Origin of the sequence: Clostridium sp. D46t1_190503_E9 (genome assembly GCF_015555225.1) — a bacterium.
GTDB lineage: Bacteria > Bacillota > Clostridia > Clostridiales > Clostridiaceae > Clostridium.
Map to the genome: position 1 here is coordinate 117,356 of NZ_JADNKB010000003.1, position 25,191 is coordinate 142,546.

Consider the following 25,191-nt stretch of genomic DNA (forward strand, 5'->3'; position numbering starts at 1 on the left):
ATAATTAAATAAATTACCTATCTTCTTGGAGCTTCTTAATAATGATTATCTTCATAAAAATAACATAATTATTTCATATACTTTTTTTAACTAGTAATTAGGAGGATATCTATGGGTATTAAAAGAGAAAAAATTAAAGTTTATGAAATGACTTGTACATCATGTGAAAAAAGAATTGAAAACACTGTAAAAAAAATTAATGGCGTAATAAGTGCCAAAGCAAACTATACTAAAGAAACTCTAGACATTGAATATGATACTGACCTGTGCAATCTAGATGAAATAAAAAAAGCTATAAATAAAGCTGGATATTCCACTGAATCTTCAAGCAATTTGGGGACTATAGGAATACTTGTAATAATATTTATTATATTAATTCTTGGATTCAGAACTAGTGGTTTTGATATGGAATCAAAGCTTAGTAATGCTTCGTATGCTTTTCTTTTTATAGTTGGTATATTTACTTCCATTCACTGTGTAGGAATGTGTGGAGGTATAATGCTTTCTCAAAGTTTATCTTTTGCTAAAGAAAGTAAATCCAAACTTGAATCAATTAAACCTTCACTATTATACAATATTGGAAGAGTTATCTCTTATACTCTTTTAGGAGGAATAATAGGTGGAATAGGTTCAATATTTTCATTATCAATTACTGCTAAAGCTTTTATTCAAATCTTTGCAGGAATTTTTATGATTATAATGGGTTTAAACATATCAGGCTTTAAATTTTTTAGAAAGTTTAGCATAAAAATCCCGAGCTTTCTATCTCAATATAAAAGAAAATTTAATTCACCTTTTATTGTAGGGCTTTTAAATGGATTTATGCCTTGTGGTCCACTACAAACTATGCAACTCTTTGCTCTTGGTACTGGCAGTGCATTTAAAGGTGCTTTATCAATGTTCATATTTGCTTTAGGTACTGTTCCTCTAATGCTTACTTTTGGTGCAATTTCTGGCTTCTTAAGCAAAGGTTACACTAAGAAACTTCTTAAACTTAGTGGTGTTCTTATCATAGTTTTAGGAGTGATAATGGGTAATAGAGGCCTAGCTCTTTCTGGAGTTAATCTAAATCCATTAGGCTTTATGATGAAAGGTTCTTATGCATCAAATGCTAGTACAGATTCCACTATCGCTGTTATGGAAGATGGAGTTCAAGTTATAAATATGACTGCTAATAATAATGGTTATAGTCCTAATGTATTTTATGTTCAAAAAGGAGTACCTGTTAAATGGATAATTGAAGGTGAAAGTCTTAACTATTGTAATAATTCAATCGTGGCTAATTCATTAAATCTTCAACAAAAACTTAAAAGTGGAGAAAATGTAATAGAATTTACACCTGATGATAAAGATATAAATTTCAGCTGTTGGATGGGAATGATTAGAGGAGTAATTAAGGTAGTTGATGACTTAGCTTCAGTAGATACATCTAAGTATGATCCTTCACTTCCTAGTTCAAGTAATGGTCCTAGTTGTTGTGCTGTTCCACTAAATGATTCTCCGGCTTATCCAGAAACTTTAATTACTACTTCAAAAGTAACTGAAGAGTTCCAAACAGCTATTATCAATGGTGTAGGCAACGAATTTCAACCACTAATATTAGTTGCGAAAAGTAATCTTAATTTTAATCTTACAATAGATTTAAGTAATTATACTAATTATGAAGGTGAATTTATAATATCTAGTGTTAAAGATGGGAGCACAGTAAGTTCCTTTATCGGACAGAAAGGAATATTTGAAATTCCATTAAACTTAACTTCTACTGGAGGATATGCAATAATAAAAAATGGAGAAATTCTTTGTATAATTGAATCAGTTAATGATATTGATAATGTAGATTATGATGGAATTGTAAATAAATATCTTCGTTTTAACTAAAGCCTTTTAAACTAATAATTATATATTCTCTCAGTATATAAAAATCAAGGGGGTCGCGTTTCGCGACCCCCTTGATTTATTAGTAACTCTACCAATTTATAATAACTTTCTACTATTAATATATGCAATATAAAAATATTTTTTAATATATTCTTCTAATAAATATAATTATTTATTATTTTTCTATTATTTAAATTTTAAAACTATCAAAAATAATCCTAAATGTTGTTCCTATACCATCATTGGATTTTACTTCTATATTAGCACAATGTAAATTTAGTATTCTCTTTACTATAGTTAGTCCTATACCATTACCTTCTATTTTTTGACGGCTCTTATCCCCTCTATATAATCTTTCAAATATGAATGGTAAATCCTCTTCTTTTATTCCTATTCCTGTATCTGCAACTTCTACTATAATTTTATTATTATCTTTATATAAATTAATACTTACACTTCCTTCATTCTCTGTAAACTTAATTGCATTAGTTATTAAATTTATAAACACTTGTCTTAACTTATCTTTATCTCCAGGAATAATGTAAGTTTCATTTTTTTCTACACTATAATCAAAATTTATATTTTTACTCTTAGCTTCTAAATAAAAATCTTCAACTAATTCAATAATAAATTCGTCTAATAAAATATTTTCAAATTCTAAATTTATGCTTTCATCTTCAAACTCTTTTAATACATCTAAGTTATTTAATAACTTTCCAAATCTTATTACTTCATCATTTAAAGAAGATAATCTTTGATTTGATACTGGGAAAATTCCATCTATCATTGCTTCTAAATTATTTTGAAGAACATTAAGTGGCGTTCTTATTTCATGTGATATGTCTGATACAAGTCGCTTTCTTAACATATCTTGATTTTTTAGCTTCTCACCTAATATATTTATACTTTCTCTTAGTTCTTCAATTTCTTCTATATCACTTTTTGCATTAGACTTTGCCTCAAAATCTCCTCTTGAAAGTTTCTTTGATATACTTGCTATCTTTTTTATTGGAATTGATAATTGCTTTGAAATATATAAAATTATTATGCTTATAATTAATAATGTTACTATTCCACTTAATATAATACTTTTATTTATAGATGATTTAAATTCCAAATCCTCTTCTGTCAATAATACAGATGAATACTGACCGACTTCTACATTTCCCACAGCTTCTCCATCTACAACTATATCAAAATTTTTAGTAACATATACTCCACTATTTTCTGTATTCATATTATTGAAATGACTAATCTCTCTTATATCTGATGGATCCATTCCCCAAATTACATTTCCATTAGCATCTCTTAAAGTTAAGCAATAATTACTCATATAAGCTTCATGCATTACCTCAATAGCAGAATTTCCAGTCCATTTTTTATCCCTTTTATAAGCTTCTTCAAAATAAGAAACTATTCTCTCATTTCTTTTATCTTGAATATCTATCATATACTTATTAAACTTAGTATTAATAGTGATATTAACAAACAATATAATTAAAATAATTGCTGAAATAGATGATATTAAAAATGATATACTCAGCCTTTTTCTAATACTCTGCATTTATATATCACCACCAAATTTATATCCAACTTTTGTAACTGTTATTATATACTTTGGATTTTTAGTATCTTCCTCAATTTTCTTTCTTATATTTTTTATATGTACATCTATGGTTCTATCATATCCATCAAAATCTATTCCAAACACAATTTCAATTAATTGCTCTCTAGATAAAACTTTTCCTCTATTAATTAATAAAGTATATAAAATATCAAATTCACTTGGTGTAAATGGTACTTCTTCTCCTCTAAGTTCTACCATTCTTTTTTCATAATCTATCCTTAATATTCCATCATTATAAATATCACTTATTTTTTCACTTGTATTTATTCTTCTAAATAAAGCATTTACCCTTGCTGTAAGTTCTCTCGGGCTAAATGGTTTAACTAAATATTCATCTGCCCCAATATCCAAACCAGTAACTCTATCGTTTAAACTAGCTTTTGATGTTAACATAAATATATATACATCAGAAGTTCTTCTTATAGTTTTACATATTTCTTCTCCATCTATATCTGGTAACATTAAATCTAATATAATAAGCTGAAATTCTATTTTCTTAAAAATTTCTAATGCTTTAATTCCAGAGCTACATACTTTTACATTGTAATTATCTTTTTCTAAATATGCTTTTATTACATTAGCTACGCTTTCTTCATCTTCAATTATTAAAATATTATTCATGCAAGCCCTTCCTTTCTTAATATTAAGTCATGTATAATCATACAAACTTTATCAAATTATTTTGAAGGTATTATGAAGATAATTTATCATTATTTAATTTCGTGTCCGCAATATGGGCAATATTTATATTCTGAATCAACTACTTTGCCACAACTTTTACAAACACTATTTATGTTATAATCATATCCATAAGTGCTATTAACTTCATTTAAATCCCAATATGTTATATCTATATTTTCTCCTTTTTCTATCATCTTTCCCTTTTCCTTGGAAATAGAAAATATTTTCTTACAACTTTCACATTCTACATAGTACTTTTCATTCCACTTAAATATAGGTATAAAAAAGAAATGGAAAAATTCATATTGCTTTATAACTCTTGCCATACTTAATCTATTGCAACTTTTGCATGTTAAATTATTTATTATTTTAATTTCTTTTTCTTTGTTTTCTATACCAAAAATCCCTATAAAGAACATAGCTATTCTCCTTCATAAAATACTTAAATTATTATATTTATTTTATTAGTTTTATTATATTTGACTTATTATATTTATTTTATCATCTTTAAAATAAATAAGAAGTCAGAATTTATAATAACTCTAACTTCTTATCAAAAATAATATTCGCTTATATTCATATTCCCTCTTATGGCATTGTTTCTATTGTGATTCTTTTCACTTATTACTAAAATTCTAGCTTCTATAGGAGCTTCAATCACATAATATATCATTTAATAGTCTCCTCTTTGACTTTTATTATTATTTTAGTATAACTACAAATCTTATTTTCCATTAGTTTCAAGGCTATATCTTATCATTTTCCATGTATTGTAAATATCCTTTTCTATTTCTCTTGTTAAAACTTTCTTTTCCTCTTCAGTATAAAAAATTGAATTGTTTATATTTTGCTTTTTATAAAATAAGTTTCTTACTGACTTATTCAAGCTACAATGTTTATTTATGTCTATATTAGCAACCATAATCTCACCTCCTTAAATTATATTCTACTACTATCATAAAATGATTTATTGTCAATTTCGTTACAAAATATTCTAACTTTAGTATATTTAATGAAATCTTAAGAATTAAAATAAGAACTTACCGTTTCGTGAACCCATTATTTCAATTTTTAGGTTAAAAGGAGGAATCTTATAATTTTTACACTTTAAATTAATAATCATATAATTTCTATACTTTAAACTAAAGGAGCTGTTCACTGATTATTTAGTGAGACAGCCCCTTTATTTATATTTTTATTTATTTTCTTCTATTAGTGCTTCTATTTTACCTCTGCATCTACTTGCACCGCAAAATCCTGTTCCTGCACCTGTTGCTTCTTGAATTTTTTCAAATGTATCAGCACCATCTTTAATAGCTTGAACTATTACATCCTTTGATACACCCTTACAAAGACAAATTATATCCATATTATCCACCTCTTTATAACTATTATATTCTTCTATATGCTTCAATTAATAATTTAAATAATTAAACTTGATAGTATATTTAATTACAATATACTTATTAATTAAAACTAAAATTGAAATCATACATTATTTTTTCATATAAGCTATTAAAATAATAACTTTAGTTATATAATAACAATTATTTTTACATTATACAAACATTAATTTTATATTAGCTTATATATTATCATTAATATTATCTTCAAAAGTTGGATTTTTATTATAAAATCTAAGTCTTTGTAGTATTTACCATTATCTATGAATGCATCTTTGAACCCAATTCTATTGCTGATTTATTTAATTCATAATATTCTTTTTTCCCGTGTACTCTAATAGAGTTTAAAACATCTTCTATAGTAATAATTTTTAATTTTTCAATTAAAAAACCTAGTAGTATCATATTGGCATTTCTTTTATCTCCAAGCTTCTCTGCTTTCAATTCAGCATTTATCTTATATACTTCTATATCCTCAAAATCAGTTTCATCTTTTACCATATCTGAATCTATTATTAAAATTCCATTTTTCTTTATTGATTTACTAAACTTATCTAAAGATGGCTTATTCATAACAACAACTATATCTGCTTCTGCTATAACAGGAGATCCAACTTCTTCATCAGAAATTATAACTGAACAATTTGCTGTTCCACCTCTCATTTCAGGACCATAAGATGGTAACCATGAAACATTGAATCCCTTATCCATGGCTGCATAAGCTAAAAACTTTCCAACTGTTAGTATTCCTTGTCCACCAAAACCTGCAAATATAATTTCCTTTTTTGTCATTCTAATTATCCTCCTTCTTTAAATCTTTTTTAACACCTAAAGGATAATATGGAATCATATTTTCTCTAAGCCACTTTAAAGAATCAATTGGAGATAAGCCCCAATTAGTTGGGCATGTAGATAAAACCTCTATAAATGAATATCCGAGTCCTTTTATTGAATTATCAAAAGCCTTTTTAATTGCTTTTTTAGCTTTTGTTAAATTAGCTATATTATCTACACTCACTCTTTCAACATAACATGCACCATCTATAGTAGATATCATTTCTGATACTCTTATTGGATAACCTTGAACCTTAACATCTCTTCCATATGGAGATGTTTCTGTAATTTGCCCTTCCAAACTTGTAGGTGCCATTTGACCACCTGTCATACCATATATGCAATTGTTTACAAAAATAGTTACTATATTCTCACCTCTTGCTGCTGCATGAACAACTTCTCCAGTTCCTATTGCTATTAAGTCACCATCTCCTTGATAAGTAAAAACTACTTTATCTGGATTAGCTCTTTTAATACCTGTGGCAACTGCTGGAGCTCTTCCATGTGCTGCTTGAAACATATCACAGGCAAAGTAATCATATGCAAGTACAGAACATCCAACTGATGCAACTCCTATAGTTTTATCTAATATTTCCAACTCTTCTATTACTTCTCCTACTAACTTATGAATTATTCCATGAGTACATCCTGGACAATAATGCGTAGGCACATCTAAAAGCGCCTTTGTTGGCTGATAAACAATTCCCATCTTACATACCTCCAATAATAGATTTTATATATTCGTATATCTCATCTACTGTTGGTATCATTCCACCTGTCCTACCATAAAATCTAACTTCTTCTTTTCCATTTACAGAGAGTTTTACATCTTCAACCATTTGCCCACAATTCATTTCAACAGATAAATATCCATGCTTACTTTTCCCTAAAGTCTTAGTAAATGCTTCATTAGGAAATGGCCAAGTTGTTATAGGTCTTATTAACCCTAAGTTTATCCCTTCCTTTTTTGCAAGACTTATAACACTTTTGCATATTCTTGCTGTTATCCCATAAGAAACTAATATTAAATCACAAGATTCTTCGCAATTATATAATTCATATTTCACTTCATTTTCTTTTATTATCTTATATTTTCCTTGAAGCTCCATATTAAGTTCTTCAAGTTTCTCTGGATTTAGCTCTAATGAATTTATTATATTATGTTTACTTTTCTTTCCTAACCCATTTGCTGCCCAAGTTTTTTCTGGTAATTCTCTTTTTATATTCTCTTTAAATTCAACACCTTCCATCATTTGTCCAAGCATTCCATCAGCCATTATCATTACAGGTGTTCTATATAAATCGCTTACATCAAATGCCTCGCAAATTAAATCTATCATTTCTTGAATAGATGCTGGAGCATAAACTGGTATATTAAAATCTCCATGCCCTAAACCTTTATTTACAAATAAATAATCTGATTGAGCAGGTTGTATTCCTCCAAGTCCTGGACCACATCTAACTACATCAACTATCACACAAGGTACCTGTGCTGCTGCTAAATATGAAATTCCTTCTGTCATTAAGCTTATTCCAGGACTAGATGATGAAGTCATGCATCTAACTCCAGTTCCTCCACAGCCATATACCATATTTATAGCTGCAATTTCACTTTCTGCTTGTAAAAAAACTCCATTAACTTTTGGCATATTTTTTGCCATGTATGCTATTAATTCAGTTTGAGGAGTTATAGGATATCCAAAAAAACATTTACATCCAGCCCTAATAGCAGCTTCTGCTATAGCTTCATTACCTTTCATTAAAAACTTTTCTCCCATAGTTACCCTCCTACCTTTCAATTGTTATTACACAATCAGGACAAATTTTTCCACAAGATGCACAAGCTATACATTGTGTCATAAGATTTTCTTCTATTCCAGCTGGATGATATCCCTTACTATTAAAATTTTCTTTAAAACTTATAATCTTTTTAGGACATATATTTATGCAATGTCCACAACCTTTACACCTTTCCTCTTTAAATATAACCTTAGCCATTTAAATCCTCCTTATTATTCCCAAGGCATGTCCATATATAACTCTATAGGTAATATTTCTCCATTAACTTTATCCTTTATTACCTCTTTAAAATTTTTGGTACATACAGTGTATTTGTAAGGAATGTTTAAAAACTTAGATAACTCCAAAGATTCAATATCTCCTTTCAATATATGTTTAGATTCTGTTTCCTTCATCATGTGAGTATTTGATATTATGTCTGTAACCTTTAATCTACTAGCTGATTCTATAGATTTTAGATATTTACTTGCCATTCTACAATTTAAGGTTTCTGGTCTTGAATTATTTAAAACGTAATACATTGAATAATCTTCTTTTTCAAAGTACTTGTTATATATACCTAGAACCCTTACCCCTACATCATCTCCACCAATATCAAATATAACTTCTTATGATTTATCATTAAATACGGATAAAATTTCTCCTGATAGTACCATTAGCTCTGCATTAACTAAATCCTTTCTTGTACTTATAACTCTTATTTTATAATTATTTTCTAAAGTTTCCTTAATATCTCTTACACAAAAATAAGGGTTTATTACATCCATATCAACCAATGATACCTTTTTACCTTCCTTAGCCATTTTAATAGCATAATTAATTGCAATTTCTGTCTTACCACTACCAAAGTGTCCAGTAAATATCTTAATCCTACTCACACTAACACTCCTCATTAAACATTCTTACTAAAAGTATACTTTATATTCTATTTATTATGCAATGAAAAGTGCTATAACAAAATTGACATCTTCAAATTTGTTATAGCACTTTTTATAAACCTATTACTTTTACTATTATAGGAATGGTTACTATTGATAAAAGGGTTGTAACAAACACTACTATTGCTCCATATTCCTTTTCTTTATCAAAATCAGCCGCAAATATTGATGTCATAGCAGCAGCTGGCATAGCTTGAATAATTATCATGGTATCTATTACATTAGAATTATCTTTTATTATTAATTTAATCATATAAATAGCAAGTGGTATCACTATTAATTTTATTAAAGCTCCATAATAAACTGATACTTCTTTAAATATAGATTTAATTTTAACCTTTGCTAATATACTTCCAACTATAATCATTGATATAGGTGCAGTCATATCCCCTACTATCTTAGTTGTATCTAAAATAGCTATCGGTAATTTTATATTAAATATCATAATAGGTATTCCAATATATACTGCAATGATTGAAGGATTTAATAATACCTTTTTTATATTTTCTTTTGATAGCTTATCTGAAAATATCATTACTCCATATGTCCATAAGAAAATTGTAAAAACCATATTAAATATAGATGTATAAACTACTCCTTCTGCACCAAATATGCTATTTATAATTGGAAATCCAATAAATCCACAATTAGAAAAGAAATTTGCAAAATGTAATATCTTTTTCTTTTCACCCTTAAATGGCTTTAATAAAATGAAAGATATTATTCCTCCCAAAATCATAAATAAAACACTATATATAAATGCGCTAATTACGTTTCTTCCCATACCTTCATTAAAAGTAAAGCTAAAGGAATTTATAACTAGTAGTGGTAGTGTAATCTCTAATAATATTCTTCTTAACCCTCTATTAACCCCTTCATTTATTATATTTTTTTTGGTTCCATAAACTCCTATTAAAATAATCAAAAATAGTGCTATTATTTTATTAAAAACTATCATCCTATACTCCTAAACTATTATATTTCACTTTATTATATACAATTTATTTATCTAAGGACTAATTTATCTTTATAAAAGTTACAAATATGGTTTTATACTTTTCTATTAATAAAAGTATCTGTCCAATCTCTATTTAATCATAATTTAGGTATTATAAAATTATAATCCTATTTACTTACTTATAAGATTTCAATGTTACTATTTTTATTTATTGCTTTCCAAAACTAAAAGGATAAAAATGAAAATTAATTATTGATATATTACTTATAATTTGGTAATATATAGGCTGAAATAAAGATATACTATTTAAATATGATATAGTTTTTATGTATAGGGGAGTAGTTAGCTCTATTTTAGAATGAGTTACTAAGTCAACATATTGAACTAACTTGGTTCTGGCTTAGTATTGAATAACGAGACTTATGCGTAGCTTTGCTACGTATAGGTCTTTTTTATTTATTTATTATTTTATGTGAGTATAATTTGTAAAAGGCAATAGAATCCTAAATACTAATTGGATTTTGCAATAAATTCTATAATAAAGGAGTTACATATCATGGGTTTCTTTTCAATTTTTATGACAGGAATAGGCTTATCTATGGATGCCTTTGCTGTTTCATTAGCTAAAGGTATTTGTTTAAAAGAGGATGAATTTAAATACTCTCTTAGAGTTGCATTATTTTTTGGTGGCTTCCAGGCATTAATGCCTCTACTCGGATGGTGGTTTGGTAGATATTTTGAAGATTATATAAAATCTTTTGATCATTGGATAGCTTTTATACTACTTGGAATCATAGGTGGAAAAATGCTAATAGAATCTATTAAGGAAATGCGTTCTGAAGAAAATGATATTGCTTTAGAATGTGAAAGAGATGAATTTTCTTATAAAAAGCTAACTATATTAGCTATTGCAACTAGTATCGATGCCTTAGCAGTTGGAGTTAGTTTTGCATTTTTAAGTGTTAGCATTATTCCTTCAATAACTATAATAGGAATAACTACTTTTGTATTAAGCTTCTTAGCAGTTTTTCTTGGTAAAAAGCTTGGAGAGCATGTTCAAAATTATGCTGAAATAATTGGTGGAATTATTTTAATAGGTATCGGATTTAAAATATTATTCGAACATTTAATGTAAAATACAGCAGCATGGTAGAAATAAAAATGTAGAGTACTTATCTTTACAGCTTTTGTATTATGCTTATATTAATATCCTTAATATAAACGATAAACTTTTTCGATAAACTTCTTGATATTAAATTAGCTAAGAGTGTAATTTTTTATGCTAGATAATAAAAATTAATATGATTTTAAATTATATATAAAATATTCAAAGGGCGTCGTGTTTCGCGACGCCCTTGAGTTATAGAAGTTAAAATAAAAAATAAACATATAATTTTTTATATTTAAATTTATTAATTTCTAGATAAATCTAATTTCTTTTTTTTTCATACACTACATTTAACAATACCAATTTATTTTTGCTGGATTAATCTCATCTATTATAGCTACTTTACGTAGAGCATCCTCCATGTTCTTGCACTCTTTTGATGCAATTTCCTCATAAACATCAATTTCAGCATTAACACCAACAGATGAATATGCTATTGCTGCAGCACCATAAAAAGCAAGGCCTAAAGAACTCGTTACAGTATTAATTGTTGCAGTTGTTGCTCCAATTGCTCTAGCTGCAGCTTGTGCTGATGGATTTCCTTCTGCTTCTCTTGCTGCTATTTGAACTTCCTTAATAATTTTCTTTGCATCTGTTAATTTCATATTTCCTTCTAACCATTCATTAACTGAATTCAATGCATTTTTTAAACGTGTATCCTCAGGATAAACTTTTTCATAAATAGGTAGAATATGCTCCCTTGCATATTCATTACACCATTTTACAATTGTATTTTTGCTTTGTGTTTCTATTAATCTCATAAGAGAAACAATATATGGTGAATCTGCTTTTCCAAGCATTTTTCGTACTTTAACCATAATAACCCCTTTTTCCTAAATAGTTTTAATTTAAAATCTAATCATATAAATCTTTATTTCTTAAATTATTATACCATCGAAATGGTCTACTTCATGCTGAATAATCTGTGCAGTAAATCCATTAAATATTTGTATATGCTTTTTAAAGTCTCTATCAAGATATTCTACCTCAATTACTTCATATCTCATTGTTTTTCTGAAGCCAGTTAAAGATAAACAGCTCTCCTCAGTCTCATAGCCTTTATCTTTCTTTACTATAACTGGATTCACCATAGGAACTATGATATCACCTATACTAAATACCAGTATGCGTTTTTTAACTCCTATCATATTAGCAGCCATACCAACACAATTCTCTAAATTTGCCCTTAACGTATCCACTAAATCATCAATAACTGCTACATCAGCTTTAGTTGCAATCTCTGATTTCTGTCCTAAGAATAATATATCTTTTACAATCGGTTTTATCATTTTTACTCCAACCTTTCTAATTTCTTTCTTGAAAGCTATAAATTTTTTTAGGAAATTCAACTCCTTTTTATAACTTATCATAGTTTGCTATCAAAATTTAACTTTAGAGCATCCTTCATTTTATTCATATCTTATCTGAATAAATAAGAATCAATTACATATTACTTTTACTGGAATATAAACTTAATTAAATTGATTTCTATTACAACAATATTAACAATTATTATACATATAATCAATTTGCACAAAAAAATTTCAATTAATTTAAATTCATATTATAATACTATAATAACTTTTGTAAGGATTTTCTTTTTTCATATTCATAATTCTTTTTATAGTACATAAATTAGGTAACACTACTTTTAGCTACTAATATACTATTAATTATGAGTCTTACAGCAGTATCAATATAAAGGAGTATTATATGTATAATAATCAATTCTTCTCTTGTCCCTATTCCATTAATCAATCTGCTTATCCCTCCTTCAATTCAATGTGGAGAAGCACAGTACAAAAGTTTGCAGCCTTTAGTGGCACTGTTACAATGATTGAAGATTTTTACACAGGTCAAGATAATCCATCATTAGGTTGCTATAAATTAATGTCGCTAGAAACTATGGACATGGGCCCTGTAAATTTTGTAATTTCACCAGAAACTTACTTTGTAGATCATACAGTAATTAAAGTAGGCGACAAGGTAACCGGCTTTTTCGATGCAAATGCACCAGTCCCGCTTATTTACCCTCCACAATATCGTGCAATTGTTATGGCTAAAAACACAGGAGCTGAAAATGTTACTGTAGACTATTTTAATAAACAACTTGTAAGCAGTGATGGAAATTTAAAACTCAACATTGGTCCATCTACAGAAATAATTTTAACAAATGATCAGATTTTTAATAGATACCCTGGAAATAGAAACCTAATAGTTGTTTATGGTCCTACAACATTTAGCATCCCTGCCCAAACTACTCCATATAAAATCATTGTTCTTTGTTAAATCAAACCGTGTTATATTGTGCATATATTTTATTTACATCATAACCTTTCTTAAAAAATAATATTACCTTTAAATTCTAAAAGTTTAAAAAAGTCTTCTCATTTTTTATTCTTATATTTAGCAACACTATTCTTTAAATTTGTAAATATATTATTATTTATAAAAATTAAATTTTGCAACTTTCAAAGGGGCTCGCGTTTCGCGACCCCCTTTGAATTTACATCAATTCTATCCAATCACTTAGTTTATTATAAACCTTAAATCCTCTTTTCTTATACATTTCATACGCAATACTATTCTTTTCTATTACTGTTAAACAAACTTCTTCTACTTTCTTTTCATTTAAAAATTGTATTGCTGTTTCCAACAATTTTTTACCATAGCCCTTTCCCCTATACTCTTTTTTTAATCCTATATCAAAGAAAGCTTTTTTATCTTTAATAATAGTATTTAAAAAGCCTATACTTTCACCCTTATCTAATACAATAAAATAATCTTCATTGTCATTTTTATTTGATAAATAATCTTTTGCCTCTTCTATTTCTATATAAGTTCCGTGAGGCATATCCATAAAAGACTTATTATATACATCAACATATTCCTCGATATTTTCCTTTGATAACCTAATCTTATCTAACACATCATTTACTTTTTCTCTATTGCTTAGAACCATATTAAAAGATGAGTAACTTCTTTTTAGTCCAATATCTTGTGCTAACTTAAGCAAATTATCACTTCTTATTCCAAGTAAAACTTTCTTGGCATTATATTTATTAGCAAACACTAATGAATTATTAATTAATTCTCTCAATATTTTTTTATTATAATTTGGACAAACTACTTTATTTATATAGATAGTTTCTAATTTATCTACAACCTCTAGTATAACCGACACCTTACCTACTACTTCATTCTCATCAAAATAAAATAATATACCTTCACCATAATTACATATTTTATCCGTAAGTTCTTTTTCAATTTGGGATAATGATAAATCAATATTTTCATTTTCCTTTATAAACTTTAATGCTAAAATTTTTTCATCATTATTTAACTCTAAAAAATTCTTTATCATTATTCCTTCACCCAATATTCACTACAATCTTTAGACCTATCTAAAAATCCATATTGAATTAAAGCTCTTCTTATTGTTACATAGTCTTCATATATTCTTTTTAATACTCTATTTATTTCTTTTTCAGAATATTTCTTTCCAACATTAAAGTTTTTAGTTATTTCTTCTAATAATATAATCTTCTTCTTTTCTTTAGATGGATAGCTTTTTAATGCCCCATTTTCATCTACATAAGTTTCTATTACCTTAATTTTTTCTTCCTTTGTTATATTAAATCTATCATCTAAAGTTGTTGCTCCCTTGTGTGCATCACAAATAACATCCTCTTCTAACATATTTATATCTTTATTTGTTTCTTTAACAAGTAAATTCATAGTTGCTAAAAATAGCTTAGCTTGTTTTTCTTTTTCTCTTAATTTATACCTATGGTTTCTAATAGTCGAATTTGCAATCCCTAATTTTGCTGCTATTTCTTTATCACTAAGGCCTAAAGCTATTAATTCAATTACTGACTTTTGAGATGATGATATTCCTGTATAAAGTGAATTCATATTTAATAGATAACTTAACATAGAATTATGCTTTTCTTTTATATGAAGCTGAGCAGTTTTTTTTGCATCATATAAATTACCACCTATTTCGTATATTCTTCCTTTAATAAATATTTCTTCACATACTATACATTTTATATATTCTTCTGTTTCTACAAATCCCTTTTCTATTTCATCTATAGACGCTCTCCAAAAAAACTCATTATCCATAACTACCTCCATAATATTTCATTAATTAAATTCTACAACTAATTTTGCTTTTTGTCTATGTATACACAAACTTTATTTAATTTTGTTTATGATTAATTGCATAAAAAAGACAGGTTATAATTTAAAATTCACAACCTGTCATTTATTTTAATTTATATTCATATCTTTCTTTTTATAAATAACACTAGCAGCAACTAATGATATTATAATAAGTAAGAATCCGAGTAAAACAAATTTTAATTCAAATCCATCCTTTATTATATTTGATGGAATTACCCATTCATATGGAGAAACATATTTTATAAATGAAAACTCTTCTTTTAGCTTAGATATAATACCAATTATATATGTCATAAAAAATAAACTAACTCCTAAACTAGTTGCCATTTTCCCTTTTTTTAAAATTGTTGATATAGCTATCCCAATTGCCATAAATATATATCCTAAAAAGGCCATTCCAATAAACACACTTTTTATATTCATCATAAGATCCATTGTATTTAATTCATTTGGCTTAACTGCAATAGATATACCTATTGTAGAAGCTCCAATAACAATTATGAATATACAAAAGTACACAACCCTTGATGATATCTTACTCCAAAGAATTTTACTCCTTGATACTGGTTTAGAATATAAGAATTCTATTGTACCTTCGCTCTCCTCTTCTATTATAGAATTAACTCCAAGCATTGCACCATAAATTCCACAAGCCATTGCAATATATTGAAGACAATATCCAAGAAAATCATTTATATTGCTAAAATCAGTAGTACTTGAAAAATTAAAGGTTTCTAAAATGGCTGGTGGAAGTGAATCTAATTTTGCACCTACTAATTCTTGCATTCCCATATCCTTCATACTTGGGAATAATGCCATAAAAAAAACTATAATTGCAGAAGTTCCTATACTCCAATATATTAATGATTTTATATTTCTTTTAAATTCAAACTTAAATATATTCATTACTTATTCTCTCCTTCATAATAGTTTAAAAAGGCTTCTTCTAATTTAACTTCTTCAATTAATAACTTGTCCAAATTGTATTTAGCTAAAACACTTATTAACTCATTTATATTTCCTTTATATATAAACTCAATTTCTTCATCAATATATTTAAAGCTTTCTGATATCTTCTCAATTTCCTTTATATTTATGTCATTAGATTTTAAAATTATCCTTTTGCCTAAATCTCTATTCATTTTATTTAAATCTAATATGTCAATTATTTCTCCCTCTTTTATAACCGCAACTCTATCACAAAATTTCTCTATTTCAGAAAGATTATGTGATGATAAAAATATAGTCTTCCCTTTTGATTTTTCCTTCAATAATATATTAAATAGCTTTTGTTGAATTAATGGATCTAACCCATTTGTTGGCTCATCTAAAATAACTATCTTAGGATTACTTAAAAGTGCTTGAACTATAGCTACCTTCTTTTTATTTCCAAGGCTAAGTTCTTCAATTTTCTTATCTAGTTCAACTTCTAATTCATTACAAAGTTCATTTAAATACTGACCATCATAATAATCAAAAAATGAAGCTGCATAGTTTAATATATCTTTTACTTTAACATCTGAATAATATCTAACTTCACTTGGTACATAACTTGTAAATTCCTTAATAAGCTTGCTTTCACTTACAATATCTTTTCCTAATATCTTAGCACTACCTGATGTAGGGAAAATAAAATTAAGCAAAGTCTTTATTGTCGTTGACTTTCCTGCTCCATTTGGCCCTATAAAGCCATAAATTTCTCCTTCTTTAATTTCTAAATTTACATTTTTTATTCCTCTGCTTTTTCCATAACTTTTGGTTAAATTAGTTATCTTTATAGCTTCCATTTTTACACCACCTATAAATTCTCTTTATATTTTAATAATTTGTCGTTAAACCTTTCTCCTGTTATTTTTTTATAAACATAAAAATTCAAAGTTACAAGTATAAAGTATGCTGTATATATTATGAAAAATATCTTAAAAGGTATTCCCCATAGTTCTATCCAATTAAAATATTTAATGAAGATACTTAAAACTCCTAAAAGTATTAAATAATGTGATATTGTTTTTGTTTTTATTGATATCTTCGATAAAAACTTTTCATTATATAAAATAAATTGAATTAATCCAACTATGATCGCTAATAAGATAAATTCCCATAATAACTCTAAAGGCATTATCTTATTTCCAATAAAAAAACTTACTACTCCATAGGTTAATATTATCATCATAAAGAATAATCCTATTAGAGCTTTTATTTCATATCCTATATTATAAAAATTCTTCATTATATCCCAACCTTTTAATAATCTAATTTTGCTTTAAGTATAGGTACATATTGTCTAGAAACTATTAACTTTTCCTTATTTTCAAGCAAAACCTCTACTCTTCCCCCAATTACAGGGTTTATAACTGAAATTTTAGATATATTTATTATTGTTGATTTAGATGCTCTAAAAAAATGATATTCTGAAAATTTATCTTCAATTTCATAAAGTCTAAGATTACTTTCATATACCTCTTCCTTGGTATATATAAATGTCCTTTTATCAACAGATTCAAAATATAATACATTTTCTGGTTTTATAATATGAACTTTACTATCTTTAACACCAGTAATTATATTTTCCTCTTCCCTTAACTTTTCAATTATTTTCACTATATTATCATCAATAACCTTGCAATTTATCACTATTTCAACTTCATTATTATTCTCATCTTGATTAATTACTACCTTCATAATAGCTCCTCTTAAACCTTTATAATCTCATACTACTATTTTTAATTAATATATCAATATAATTTTACTAAGATGCATTATTTAAATACTAAGTTACACTTTAAATAAATTGCAAATTAAACTTAATGATATGTATTAACTTTCCGATTTTTTTATATAATATCTCCAATTTAATACATATCATTAATGAGTCTAATTCTTAATTTAACTGTGTCAAGTGACAGAATATAAGTTGGCGAAGATAAATAGACTGTGGAATAAGCATATAGTGAGCAATTAGAAGTACTTGGCGTAGCTATTTAGCTTATGGAACATATCTAGTTATCGTAGCCATTTTATTCGCAATTTATAACTTTTGAGTATTAATAATTAGTAAATTATATATACTAAACTATAGAAAATTTATTAATTGGAGGTATATTAATGCATAATAAATACAGTGATCTTTTTGATACTTTAGTAAGATCTTATTACGAAGGCAACTTTGATGAAACGCTTTCTAGAATTATGGTCTGTCATGAAATTTCACCTCAGGAGACATTTAAAATTATTACATCACTTTGTGGAGTTTCTATAGATTTTGATAACAACTATGTTTACAACATAAAAAAAGCAATTACAAATTATGCAGTTAATAAAATATTCATAGAGAAATTAGATAGTTGCAATATTAGCTGTAAACAAGATGAAAATAAGAAGTTTAAATGTCAAGCAAGTTGTCCATTCGATGCAATATTATATGATGATGATAATAAATCTACATATATAAACTATGACTTATGTGTTGGTTGTGGATTATGTATAGATGCTTGCAAAGATGGTAAAATCCTAGATAAAATTGACTTTATTCCTATATTAGATTTAATTAAAAACAATAAGACTGTTATTGCTGCTGTTGCACCTGCAATTATGGGCCAATTTGGTGAAGATGTATCAATGGATCAATTACGTGCTGCTTTTATTAAAATTGGCTTTACTGATATGATTGAAGTTGCTTTTGCTGCTGATATGATTACTATTAAAGAAGCTGTTGAATTTAACCACCATGTCAATGGTCCTAATGATTTAATGATAACCTCATGTTGTTGTCCTATGTGGGTTGGAATGCTAAAAAAAGTATATAAAGAATTAGTTCCTGATTTATCTCCATCCGTTTCTCCTATGATTGGAGCTGGAAGAGTTATAAAAAAACTAAATCCAGATGCTAAAGTTGTTTTTATAGGCCCTTGTATAGCTAAAAAAGCAGAAGCAAAAGAACCTGACTTAGCTGGAGATATCGATTTTGTTCTAACATTCCAAGAATTAGACAATATATTTAAAGCTTTTGAGATTAATCCTAACGAACTTCAAGGTATCCCATCTAAAGATTATGCTTCAAGAGGTGGTAGACTATACGCTCGTACAGGTGGTGTTTCTATTGCAGTTGGCGAAGCTGTTGCTGAACTATATCCTGAAAAAGCTAAGCTATTTAGTTCTGTCAGAGCCGAAGGAGTAAGAGAGTGTAAGGAAATATTAAACAAAGCTTTAAATGGTGAAATTAAAGCAAACTTCGTTGAAGGCATGGGTTGCATTGGTGGATGTGTTGGAGGTCCTAAAGCTATTATTCCTAAAGAGCAAGGGAAAATAGCCGTAGATACTTTTGCTTACCATTCCCCAATAAAAGTAGCAACTCATAGTACTACTATGGATAATGTTTTAGAAAAACTTAATATAACATCTTTAAGAGACTTTGAAGATGATACTAAGACTGCAATATTCCATAGAGATTTCAAATAAAAATTAGTAGCTCTACAACTTTAAATATGGTATTATATATGCATAATAATAATTATTATATAATAATTTAATTACTTTAGCGTATGATAAGGAGAAAAAATGAAATATTCAATAGTTTTTAGCAGTGTAACTGGTAATACAAAAAAATTAGCAGAAACAATTAAAAGTAAAGTTGGTGAGTGTTATATAGGGAAACCTTCTGATGAAGCACTTGAAGCAGATGTTATATTTGTAGGATTTTGGACAGCAGGAAACTCTTGTGGAGCAGATATTAAAGCATTTATAGAGAAACTTTCTGGCAAGAAGGTATTTATATTTGGAACTGCTGGGTATGATAATACAAAAGAATACTTTAGCGGAATTTTAGATAGCGTAAAAAAATTAATACCTCAATCTAATACTATTATTGGAACATATATGTGCCAAGGTAAGGTATCAGATGCTATTCAAAATAAGATAAAGGAATCTATGCCTGAAAAGTTTGAAGCAATTAAAGATAATCTTGTAGAATCATTAAACCACCCAAATGATAATGATATAAAATCATTAATATCTGAAATTGATAAAATAAACTTCTAATTGTATTAAATTTTAATTCAAGAGGCTGTAATTTTGCATTTTACATTTTGCATTAAATATCTTTCTGATACAGCCTCTTTTATATACTGTAAATTAAAATATAGCCTTTAATTAAACGACTGATATTATTTCACTTTTCAATATTCTGCCTCTCAAAATATAGCAAAGCTATCTAATATAGAATAAATTTGTTAATTGCTTACTATTCTATCCACTTTTTTAAATTTGGATTTTTATCTAATATTGAGTAATACTGTGCAAGAATTCCAAACTTACCTTCTGGGTCTAGCTTCATATATCTTTCAAACTTTTCTTTTCTATCTTCTGATCTAGACCATCCATAATGCTTTAATCGTAAACTACTCAGCTCATAGGCTAAATTATTACAATTATATGGCATCCTTCCGCAATGTTGTGGCGTTTCTCTAAATAAATAGTTATAGTTTTCTTGATATCTTATCATAAATAATCTATAGGTATTATGAGCATTCCATAAATCATCTTCTCTATAGTGCTCTTCATCCCAAAAATCATACAGTCTAAACATGTAACCATCTACTTCAGTATTTTTCATTAAATCACGTACATTATATTTAAATCTATTTTCAAAAATCTCATCCGCATCTAAAAATATTATCCAATCTGGATTAATCTTTATAGTTTCTTCCCACTGTTGTTTTCTTAATGTAACTTCGTTACTAAATTTTGAATCAATATTTTCTATTAATTTATATGGTATATTTCCTAATACTTCTTTTATTATCCCAACAGTATTATCAGTGCTTCCATCATCAATTATAACTGCATTATCAATATATTGTTTAGCATCTTCTAGCACTTTCTTTAAAAATCTATTTTCTTCATTTTTAACTATCATTGATAAAGTTAATTTATTACCTTCTTCTTTAGCTTTCCTTACTAAAGGTTTAATTACAGGATCTCTTTTACCTTCAGATATCCACTTAATAATTTTATAATTTCCGTCTTTATCCATCTGCAAAGTAAATTCACTTTGCTTTTCTTCATAATAACTATAGCTATTCCTATATCCTAATTCATTATAAACTACCTTAATAACTATCTCATTAACATTATTAGTAAATTGTGTTTGATGACTAATTATCCTTATTTTATTTGTTATTTTTTCTTCTAATACTATCTTTCTATTAATTATTAGCTCCCTTCTTAATCTAGCTTGCTCTTCTTCTTCAAAAAACTCCAAATAATTAAAAGGTATATCTTTTTTATAGCTATAATCCCCAATTCCTTCTAAGGCTATTTCCAAAGTTTCATATGCTTTAGCACTGTAAACTTGAAACTCTCTAATAATATTAGATGATTTATATTCACTTATCTTTCCTAAATCTTCATCTCTATATATATGGTGAGCAGGATAATAGGTATCTACATATAACTGAATGCCAAGTACAGCTGCCCTTATGCAAAAGTGTCTATCTTCCCCCCAAAAGGAAATATTATAAACTGGATTAAAGTTTACTCCTTTTGAAAGTGCTTCTTTTGATATCAAAGTGCATGCTCCAAGCCCTCCAACCTTATAAGTTCCAGGTTTCCTTAACATATTTATAAAATCTGATGTTCTTTTCATAACTTCATTTCCACTTAAGTTTTCTCCGTATTCAAATTCATATAAAGTATACATATCTTTTAACCAAACTTGTGGTTGCTCATAGTTATTTGGTTGCCATCTTGTCCAAAATATATTTGAAACTATTTCTTTCTTTAATGATACTAGCCTTTTTAAGGTTTTAGGGTGCATTACTAAATCAGAATCTACAAGAAAAAGATAATCATACTCTTCTTTTAAAGCTTTTTCTATTATAGTGTTTTTAAAATTAGACACCTTTCTTATTAAATCGTTTGACCATCTATGAGTATAATCATCACATATATATAACGATGTATTTTCTTCACTTTTTAAAATAGTAACTTTCTCTATATCTTCTTTAAACTTATTTAAGATTAATGAAGATTCTTCTATATTATTATCATCAATGAAGCAATATTCAATAAATAAATCATCTGAATTTAATTCTTTTAATGATAGAAGGAACTCTTTTAAAATAGCAGGTTTTTGATGAATAGGACTCCCAATTAAAATTCTAATCATTGACTTCCTCCAATTACTTATTTTATATATAATAATCTATTCCTACTTATCATATTATGCTTATTTTTAATAAAATACCCTTTAATAAGTAGTTTTAAGTAGAATTTAATAATAATATCTATTTTTCTATTATTAGCATATTTTATTTATTATCATATTCTATAATAAAACCATTTTTATTTGGAGGTAACTTTCTTTGGATACTTTAAGCGTTTGTATTATAGCTAGAAATGAAGAAGAAAACCTATCTAGATGTCTTAAAAGTGTAAAAAGTATTGCTGATGAAATAATCCTAATTGATACTGGATCCACTGATAATACGATTAATATAGCCCAAGAATTCAATGCACAAGTAATAAAGTTTCCATGGAATGATAACTTTAGTTCTGCAAGGAATAAAGCATTAGAAATCGCATCTAAAGACTGGATCTTGTGCATTGATTGTGATGAGGCATTAGATAATACTCAAGTATCTAAATTAAAAAATGTATTAAATGATTCTTTATATTTAGGATTTAGATTAAAGCTTATAAATATAATCGATAATAAACCTTATAAAGGCGAGTATTTACTTAGGATTATTAAAAATAACTCTGGATTTTATTTTTCTGGAAGAATAAATGAAAAACTTAACAACTCTTTATATAATGATTCATATTTAAATCAAATTTTAAATTTAGAATTTATATTATATAATTTTGGATATGACTATAATGAAAAACAATTAACAGATAGGTGTAATAGAAATCTTTCTATATATTTATCTTATGCTGACAAAGAAAAAAATTATTTATATTACTATAACATTGCTAATGAATATTTCCTTTTAAATAAATATACCATAGCAATAAACAACTATATTAAAGCAATTGAACTAAATGATAACTATTATATAAGCAGCTATCTCTCTTTTTTAATTGTAAAAACTTATTATATAGCTCAAAAATATAACAAAGCAATTCTTATGGGTGAAAGATATTTACTTAAAAATGACGCTTTTAGAGAAATATATTTATTACTTAGTATATGTTATGAAAAAATAAATAATCTAGAAGAATCACGAGAAAATCTAAAATTATATCTAAAACTTTATGAGAAAGTCCCTCAATATTATTTTAGATTAGATTATATAAATTTAAAAAACTTCATACCCGAAATGCTTGGATTTAATTTAGAAAGCTTAGAAAGACTTAATTAAAAAAAGAAGGATAAGTATTTCTACTTGTCCTTCTTGCTAATTTACAAATATAAGTAATCCAAATTATTAGTGGAACCATTTAAAGTTTAAAAAATATAATTTATTAAATAATGGCAACTTTCTTATGTTCTTACCCCATTTTTTTCTTTAAAATTTGTTCTAATACATTTAATCTTGTTTTTCCTAAAATTTGTTTTGGTTTCTTAGCTATTTCATCATCTTTATAGAATTTAGCCTTATTAGCTTCTATTACCATAAATATTTTTTCTTCTAAAGCTTCATCCTCTATGTTACCTTCAAAATAATCGTCTATGTAGTCTCTTAGTGCATAACTAAGTTCTTCCTGATTTTTATAATATAATCTAATTCCACCCTTATTCAAGAATATTATCCTCCCTAAAAATCTACTTTTTAAAATCTACTTTTTATATATATTTTATACTAAATAAACATGTAAAACAATATGTATTAAAATTCTTAATTTTTATTTAATTATTATGTGTAAGTATTATACATATTTGGGCAATAATATTATATATTTCTGTATAACTGCTACAAAGAATCAATTGATAAAAATTATCAATTATTTTTCAAAAACCTATTGACATTTTATTAAATAATAATTATTATTAATTCATAGTAATTATTGAAATTTGAGGAGGAAAAAATTTATGTCATTAATAGGAAAAAAAATCGAAGATTTTAAAGTTCAAGCTTACCACAATGGTAACTTCAAGGAAGTATCAAAGGAAGATGTTTTAGGTAAATGGTCAATCTTCTTCTTCTATCCAGCAGACTTTACATTTGTTTGTCCAACTGAATTAGGAGATTTAGCAGATCATTATGAAAAATTCAGAGAAATTGGAGCTGAAATATACTCAGTATCTGAAGACACTCATTTTGTTCACAAAGCATGGGCTGATGCAACAGAAACAATAGCAAAAGTTCAATATCCAATGTTAGGTGACCCTACTGGAAAATTAGCAAGAATGTTTGAAGTTCTTATTGAAGAAGAAGGATTAGCTTTAAGAGGAACATTTATAGTTAACCCAGAAGGAGAAATTCAAGCATATGAAGTTCACCAAAATGGAATTGGAAGAAATGCTGAAGAATTATTAAGAAAAGTTCAAGCTGCTCAATTCGTAGCTGAACATGGCGATCAAGTTTGCCCTGCAAACTGGACTCCAGGTGAAGAAACTTTAGTACCAAGCTTAGATTTAGTTGGTAAACTTTAATATAAAACATAAGGAGAGCTAATCTCTCCTAAATATATATCAATAATATTAAAAAATTAGCGAGGCAACTCGCTATTTTTTTAATAAACTAATCAATAATAATTATTACTTAATAATATCA

Annotated in this window: 28 protein-coding genes and 1 pseudogene; 7 read left to right on the forward strand and 22 right to left on the reverse strand. The window is 26.8% G+C overall.

Features of this window, described 5'->3' with window-relative positions:
- Positions 1 to 111: 111 nt before the first annotated feature.
- The gene (locus I2E83_RS04275) at positions 112 to 1,878 is read left to right on the forward strand and encodes a sulfite exporter TauE/SafE family protein (RefSeq protein ID WP_195428727.1); all 1,767 of its coding nucleotides are present in this window, start codon (positions 112 to 114) and stop codon (positions 1,876 to 1,878) included.
- A 190-nt stretch (positions 1,879 to 2,068) separates the two neighbouring features.
- On the opposite strand, the gene I2E83_RS04280 is transcribed toward I2E83_RS04275, so the two are convergent.
- The 11 genes and pseudogenes from I2E83_RS04280 to I2E83_RS04330 all read right to left on the reverse strand — a co-directional run bounded on the left by I2E83_RS04280 (position 2,069) and on the right by I2E83_RS04330 (position 10,119).
- Entirely contained in the window at positions 2,069 to 3,442 is a 1,374-nt protein-coding gene (locus I2E83_RS04280; protein ID WP_195428747.1) for a HAMP domain-containing sensor histidine kinase, read from the reverse strand.
- The gene (locus I2E83_RS04285; protein ID WP_195428748.1) at positions 3,443 to 4,126 is read right to left on the reverse strand and encodes a response regulator transcription factor; all 684 of its coding nucleotides are present in this window, start codon (positions 4,124 to 4,126) and stop codon (positions 3,443 to 3,445) included.
- An 89-nt stretch (positions 4,127 to 4,215) separates the two neighbouring features.
- Entirely contained in the window at positions 4,216 to 4,605 is a 390-nt protein-coding gene (locus I2E83_RS04290; protein WP_195262524.1) for a zinc-ribbon domain-containing protein, read from the reverse strand.
- Between the two features lie 305 nt (positions 4,606 to 4,910).
- On the reverse strand, positions 4,911 to 5,108 hold the full coding sequence (locus I2E83_RS04295) for a hypothetical protein (protein ID WP_195428750.1): 198 nt from the start codon (positions 5,106 to 5,108) through the stop codon (positions 4,911 to 4,913).
- 273 nt (positions 5,109 to 5,381) lie between these two features.
- Positions 5,382 to 5,555: a (2Fe-2S)-binding protein gene (locus tag I2E83_RS04300; RefSeq protein WP_008677056.1), complete on the reverse strand. Its 174-nt coding sequence runs from the start codon at positions 5,553 to 5,555 to the stop codon at positions 5,382 to 5,384.
- 295 nt (positions 5,556 to 5,850) lie between these two features.
- Entirely contained in the window at positions 5,851 to 6,381 is a 531-nt protein-coding gene (locus I2E83_RS04305) for a 2-oxoacid:acceptor oxidoreductase family protein (protein WP_195428752.1), read from the reverse strand.
- Between the two features lies 1 nt (position 6,382).
- Entirely contained in the window at positions 6,383 to 7,132 is a 750-nt protein-coding gene (locus I2E83_RS04310) for a thiamine pyrophosphate-dependent enzyme (protein ID WP_195262527.1), read from the reverse strand.
- Between the two features lies 1 nt (position 7,133).
- Positions 7,134 to 8,201: a 3-methyl-2-oxobutanoate dehydrogenase subunit VorB gene (vorB, locus tag I2E83_RS04315; protein ID WP_195428753.1), complete on the reverse strand. Its 1,068-nt coding sequence runs from the start codon at positions 8,199 to 8,201 to the stop codon at positions 7,134 to 7,136.
- 10 nt (positions 8,202 to 8,211) lie between these two features.
- Positions 8,212 to 8,421 (reverse strand): 4Fe-4S dicluster domain-containing protein, encoded by a 210-nt coding sequence (locus I2E83_RS04320; RefSeq protein WP_195262529.1) that lies wholly within the window; start codon positions 8,419 to 8,421, stop codon positions 8,212 to 8,214.
- Positions 8,422 to 8,435: 14 nt separating this feature from the next.
- Positions 8,436 to 9,101 (reverse strand): annotated as a pseudogene (locus I2E83_RS04325) (ATP-binding protein).
- 112 nt (positions 9,102 to 9,213) lie between these two features.
- Positions 9,214 to 10,119 carry an AEC family transporter gene (locus tag I2E83_RS04330; RefSeq protein ID WP_195262531.1) on the reverse strand — a complete coding sequence of 302 codons (906 nt, stop codon included), beginning with the start codon at positions 10,117 to 10,119 and terminating at the stop codon, positions 9,214 to 9,216.
- Positions 10,120 to 10,675: 556 nt separating this feature from the next.
- Between I2E83_RS04330 and I2E83_RS04335 the strand changes: the two genes are divergently transcribed.
- Positions 10,676 to 11,254 (forward strand): manganese efflux pump MntP family protein, encoded by a 579-nt coding sequence (locus I2E83_RS04335; RefSeq protein WP_195428755.1) that lies wholly within the window; start codon positions 10,676 to 10,678, stop codon positions 11,252 to 11,254.
- A gap of 323 nt (positions 11,255 to 11,577) precedes the next feature.
- Here the strand turns inward: I2E83_RS04335 and I2E83_RS04340 are convergent, their stop codons facing one another.
- The 3 genes from I2E83_RS04340 to I2E83_RS18150 all read right to left on the reverse strand — a co-directional run bounded on the left by I2E83_RS04340 (position 11,578) and on the right by I2E83_RS18150 (position 13,045).
- On the reverse strand, positions 11,578 to 12,105 hold the full coding sequence (locus tag I2E83_RS04340; protein WP_195428757.1) for a putative immunity protein: 528 nt from the start codon (positions 12,103 to 12,105) through the stop codon (positions 11,578 to 11,580).
- 60 nt (positions 12,106 to 12,165) lie between these two features.
- Positions 12,166 to 12,576, reverse strand: coding sequence for a peptide deformylase (locus I2E83_RS04345; protein WP_195428758.1), 411 nt, complete (start codon positions 12,574 to 12,576; stop codon positions 12,166 to 12,168).
- Positions 12,577 to 12,922: 346 nt separating this feature from the next.
- The gene (locus I2E83_RS18150; RefSeq protein WP_279325323.1) at positions 12,923 to 13,045 is read right to left on the reverse strand and encodes a hypothetical protein; all 123 of its coding nucleotides are present in this window, start codon (positions 13,043 to 13,045) and stop codon (positions 12,923 to 12,925) included.
- Here I2E83_RS18150 and I2E83_RS04350 point away from each other — a divergent pair.
- Positions 13,001 to 13,576, forward strand: a complete 576-nt coding sequence (locus tag I2E83_RS04350) for a hypothetical protein (protein ID WP_195428760.1) — start codon at positions 13,001 to 13,003, stop codon at positions 13,574 to 13,576. The genes I2E83_RS18150 and I2E83_RS04350 overlap by 45 nt on opposite strands.
- Before the next feature lie 217 nt (positions 13,577 to 13,793).
- Here I2E83_RS04350 and I2E83_RS04355 read toward each other — a convergent pair whose 3' ends face one another.
- The 6 genes from I2E83_RS04355 to I2E83_RS04380 all read right to left on the reverse strand — a co-directional run bounded on the left by I2E83_RS04355 (position 13,794) and on the right by I2E83_RS04380 (position 18,154).
- On the reverse strand, positions 13,794 to 14,651 hold the full coding sequence (locus tag I2E83_RS04355; protein WP_195428763.1) for a GNAT family N-acetyltransferase: 858 nt from the start codon (positions 14,649 to 14,651) through the stop codon (positions 13,794 to 13,796).
- Positions 14,651 to 15,412: a DUF2087 domain-containing protein gene (locus I2E83_RS04360; RefSeq protein ID WP_243249559.1), complete on the reverse strand. Its 762-nt coding sequence runs from the start codon at positions 15,410 to 15,412 to the stop codon at positions 14,651 to 14,653. Before I2E83_RS04360 ends, I2E83_RS04355 begins: the two co-directional genes overlap by 1 nt.
- A 147-nt stretch (positions 15,413 to 15,559) precedes the next feature.
- Positions 15,560 to 16,378, reverse strand: coding sequence for an ABC transporter permease subunit (locus I2E83_RS04365; RefSeq protein ID WP_195428766.1), 819 nt, complete (start codon positions 16,376 to 16,378; stop codon positions 15,560 to 15,562).
- Entirely contained in the window at positions 16,378 to 17,259 is an 882-nt protein-coding gene (locus I2E83_RS04370; RefSeq protein ID WP_111931741.1) for an ABC transporter ATP-binding protein, read from the reverse strand. The genes I2E83_RS04365 and I2E83_RS04370 overlap by 1 nt, the downstream gene beginning before the upstream one ends.
- Positions 17,260 to 17,270: 11 nt before the next feature.
- The gene (locus I2E83_RS04375) at positions 17,271 to 17,702 is read right to left on the reverse strand and encodes a DUF3021 family protein (RefSeq protein WP_111931739.1); all 432 of its coding nucleotides are present in this window, start codon (positions 17,700 to 17,702) and stop codon (positions 17,271 to 17,273) included.
- A gap of 14 nt (positions 17,703 to 17,716) precedes the next feature.
- Positions 17,717 to 18,154, reverse strand: a complete 438-nt coding sequence (locus I2E83_RS04380; RefSeq protein WP_195428768.1) for a LytTR family DNA-binding domain-containing protein — start codon at positions 18,152 to 18,154, stop codon at positions 17,717 to 17,719.
- 423 nt (positions 18,155 to 18,577) lie between these two features.
- Here I2E83_RS04380 and I2E83_RS04385 point away from each other — a divergent pair, with 423 nt between their 5' ends.
- Together I2E83_RS04385 and I2E83_RS04390 are read left to right on the forward strand one after the other, a co-directional pair.
- Positions 18,578 to 19,930 (forward strand): [Fe-Fe] hydrogenase large subunit C-terminal domain-containing protein, encoded by a 1,353-nt coding sequence (locus tag I2E83_RS04385; RefSeq protein WP_195428770.1) that lies wholly within the window; start codon positions 18,578 to 18,580, stop codon positions 19,928 to 19,930.
- A gap of 99 nt (positions 19,931 to 20,029) precedes the next feature.
- Positions 20,030 to 20,509 (forward strand): flavodoxin family protein, encoded by a 480-nt coding sequence (locus I2E83_RS04390; protein ID WP_195262540.1) that lies wholly within the window; start codon positions 20,030 to 20,032, stop codon positions 20,507 to 20,509.
- 202 nt (positions 20,510 to 20,711) lie between these two features.
- Here the strand turns inward: I2E83_RS04390 and I2E83_RS04395 are convergent, their stop codons facing one another.
- The gene (locus I2E83_RS04395; protein WP_195428772.1) at positions 20,712 to 22,637 is read right to left on the reverse strand and encodes a glycosyltransferase; all 1,926 of its coding nucleotides are present in this window, start codon (positions 22,635 to 22,637) and stop codon (positions 20,712 to 20,714) included.
- A gap of 196 nt (positions 22,638 to 22,833) precedes the next feature.
- Here I2E83_RS04395 and I2E83_RS04400 point away from each other — a divergent pair, with 196 nt between their 5' ends.
- Positions 22,834 to 23,835 carry a glycosyltransferase gene (locus tag I2E83_RS04400; protein WP_195262542.1) on the forward strand — a complete coding sequence of 334 codons (1,002 nt, stop codon included), beginning with the start codon at positions 22,834 to 22,836 and terminating at the stop codon, positions 23,833 to 23,835.
- A gap of 130 nt (positions 23,836 to 23,965) precedes the next feature.
- On the opposite strand, the gene I2E83_RS04405 is transcribed toward I2E83_RS04400, so the two are convergent.
- Positions 23,966 to 24,217: a TIGR04540 family protein gene (locus tag I2E83_RS04405; RefSeq protein WP_195262543.1), complete on the reverse strand. Its 252-nt coding sequence runs from the start codon at positions 24,215 to 24,217 to the stop codon at positions 23,966 to 23,968.
- Positions 24,218 to 24,506: 289 nt separating this feature from the next.
- Here I2E83_RS04405 and ahpC point away from each other — a divergent pair, with 289 nt between their 5' ends.
- Complete coding sequence (ahpC, locus tag I2E83_RS04410) at positions 24,507 to 25,070, forward strand: alkyl hydroperoxide reductase subunit C (RefSeq protein WP_195262544.1); 564 nt, start codon at positions 24,507 to 24,509, stop codon at positions 25,068 to 25,070.
- Positions 25,071 to 25,191 lie beyond the last annotated feature (121 nt).

What these genes read in the sequence shown, in the direction of transcription:
- I2E83_RS04275 (WP_195428727.1), top strand. Translation starts at nt 112, where the DNA reads ATGGGTATTAAAAGAGAAAAAATTAAAGTTTATGAAATGACTTGTACA.
- I2E83_RS04360 (WP_243249559.1), bottom strand. Translation starts at nt 15,412, where the DNA reads ATGGATAATGAGTTTTTTTGGAGAGCGTCTATAGATGAAATAGAAAAG.
- I2E83_RS04395 (WP_195428772.1), bottom strand. Translation starts at nt 22,637, where the DNA reads ATGATTAGAATTTTAATTGGGAGTCCTATTCATCAAAAACCTGCTATT.
- I2E83_RS04380 (WP_195428768.1), bottom strand. Translation starts at nt 18,154, where the DNA reads ATGAAGGTAGTAATTAATCAAGATGAGAATAATAATGAAGTTGAAATA.
- I2E83_RS04300 (WP_008677056.1), bottom strand. Translation starts at nt 5,555, where the DNA reads ATGGATATAATTTGTCTTTGTAAGGGTGTATCAAAGGATGTAATAGTT.
- I2E83_RS04290 (WP_195262524.1), bottom strand. Translation starts at nt 4,605, where the DNA reads ATGTTCTTTATAGGGATTTTTGGTATAGAAAACAAAGAAAAAGAAATT.
- I2E83_RS04385 (WP_195428770.1), top strand. Translation starts at nt 18,578, where the DNA reads ATGCATAATAAATACAGTGATCTTTTTGATACTTTAGTAAGATCTTAT.
- I2E83_RS04350 (WP_195428760.1), top strand. Translation starts at nt 13,001, where the DNA reads ATGTATAATAATCAATTCTTCTCTTGTCCCTATTCCATTAATCAATCT.
- I2E83_RS04310 (WP_195262527.1), bottom strand. Translation starts at nt 7,132, where the DNA reads ATGGGAATTGTTTATCAGCCAACAAAGGCGCTTTTAGATGTGCCTACG.
- ahpC (WP_195262544.1), top strand. Translation starts at nt 24,507, where the DNA reads ATGTCATTAATAGGAAAAAAAATCGAAGATTTTAAAGTTCAAGCTTAC.
- I2E83_RS04340 (WP_195428757.1), bottom strand. Translation starts at nt 12,105, where the DNA reads ATGGTTAAAGTACGAAAAATGCTTGGAAAAGCAGATTCACCATATATT.
- I2E83_RS04375 (WP_111931739.1), bottom strand. Translation starts at nt 17,702, where the DNA reads ATGAAGAATTTTTATAATATAGGATATGAAATAAAAGCTCTAATAGGA.
- I2E83_RS04335 (WP_195428755.1), top strand. Translation starts at nt 10,676, where the DNA reads ATGGGTTTCTTTTCAATTTTTATGACAGGAATAGGCTTATCTATGGAT.
- I2E83_RS04365 (WP_195428766.1), bottom strand. Translation starts at nt 16,378, where the DNA reads ATGAATATATTTAAGTTTGAATTTAAAAGAAATATAAAATCATTAATA.
- I2E83_RS04390 (WP_195262540.1), top strand. Translation starts at nt 20,030, where the DNA reads ATGAAATATTCAATAGTTTTTAGCAGTGTAACTGGTAATACAAAAAAA.
- I2E83_RS04320 (WP_195262529.1), bottom strand. Translation starts at nt 8,421, where the DNA reads ATGGCTAAGGTTATATTTAAAGAGGAAAGGTGTAAAGGTTGTGGACAT.
- I2E83_RS04280 (WP_195428747.1), bottom strand. Translation starts at nt 3,442, where the DNA reads ATGCAGAGTATTAGAAAAAGGCTGAGTATATCATTTTTAATATCATCT.
- I2E83_RS04295 (WP_195428750.1), bottom strand. Translation starts at nt 5,108, where the DNA reads ATGGTTGCTAATATAGACATAAATAAACATTGTAGCTTGAATAAGTCA.
- vorB (WP_195428753.1), bottom strand. Translation starts at nt 8,201, where the DNA reads ATGGGAGAAAAGTTTTTAATGAAAGGTAATGAAGCTATAGCAGAAGCT.
- I2E83_RS04305 (WP_195428752.1), bottom strand. Translation starts at nt 6,381, where the DNA reads ATGACAAAAAAGGAAATTATATTTGCAGGTTTTGGTGGACAAGGAATA.
- I2E83_RS04285 (WP_195428748.1), bottom strand. Translation starts at nt 4,126, where the DNA reads ATGAATAATATTTTAATAATTGAAGATGAAGAAAGCGTAGCTAATGTA.
- I2E83_RS04355 (WP_195428763.1), bottom strand. Translation starts at nt 14,651, where the DNA reads ATGATAAAGAATTTTTTAGAGTTAAATAATGATGAAAAAATTTTAGCA.
- I2E83_RS04345 (WP_195428758.1), bottom strand. Translation starts at nt 12,576, where the DNA reads ATGATAAAACCGATTGTAAAAGATATATTATTCTTAGGACAGAAATCA.
- I2E83_RS04330 (WP_195262531.1), bottom strand. Translation starts at nt 10,119, where the DNA reads ATGATAGTTTTTAATAAAATAATAGCACTATTTTTGATTATTTTAATA.
- I2E83_RS04370 (WP_111931741.1), bottom strand. Translation starts at nt 17,259, where the DNA reads ATGGAAGCTATAAAGATAACTAATTTAACCAAAAGTTATGGAAAAAGC.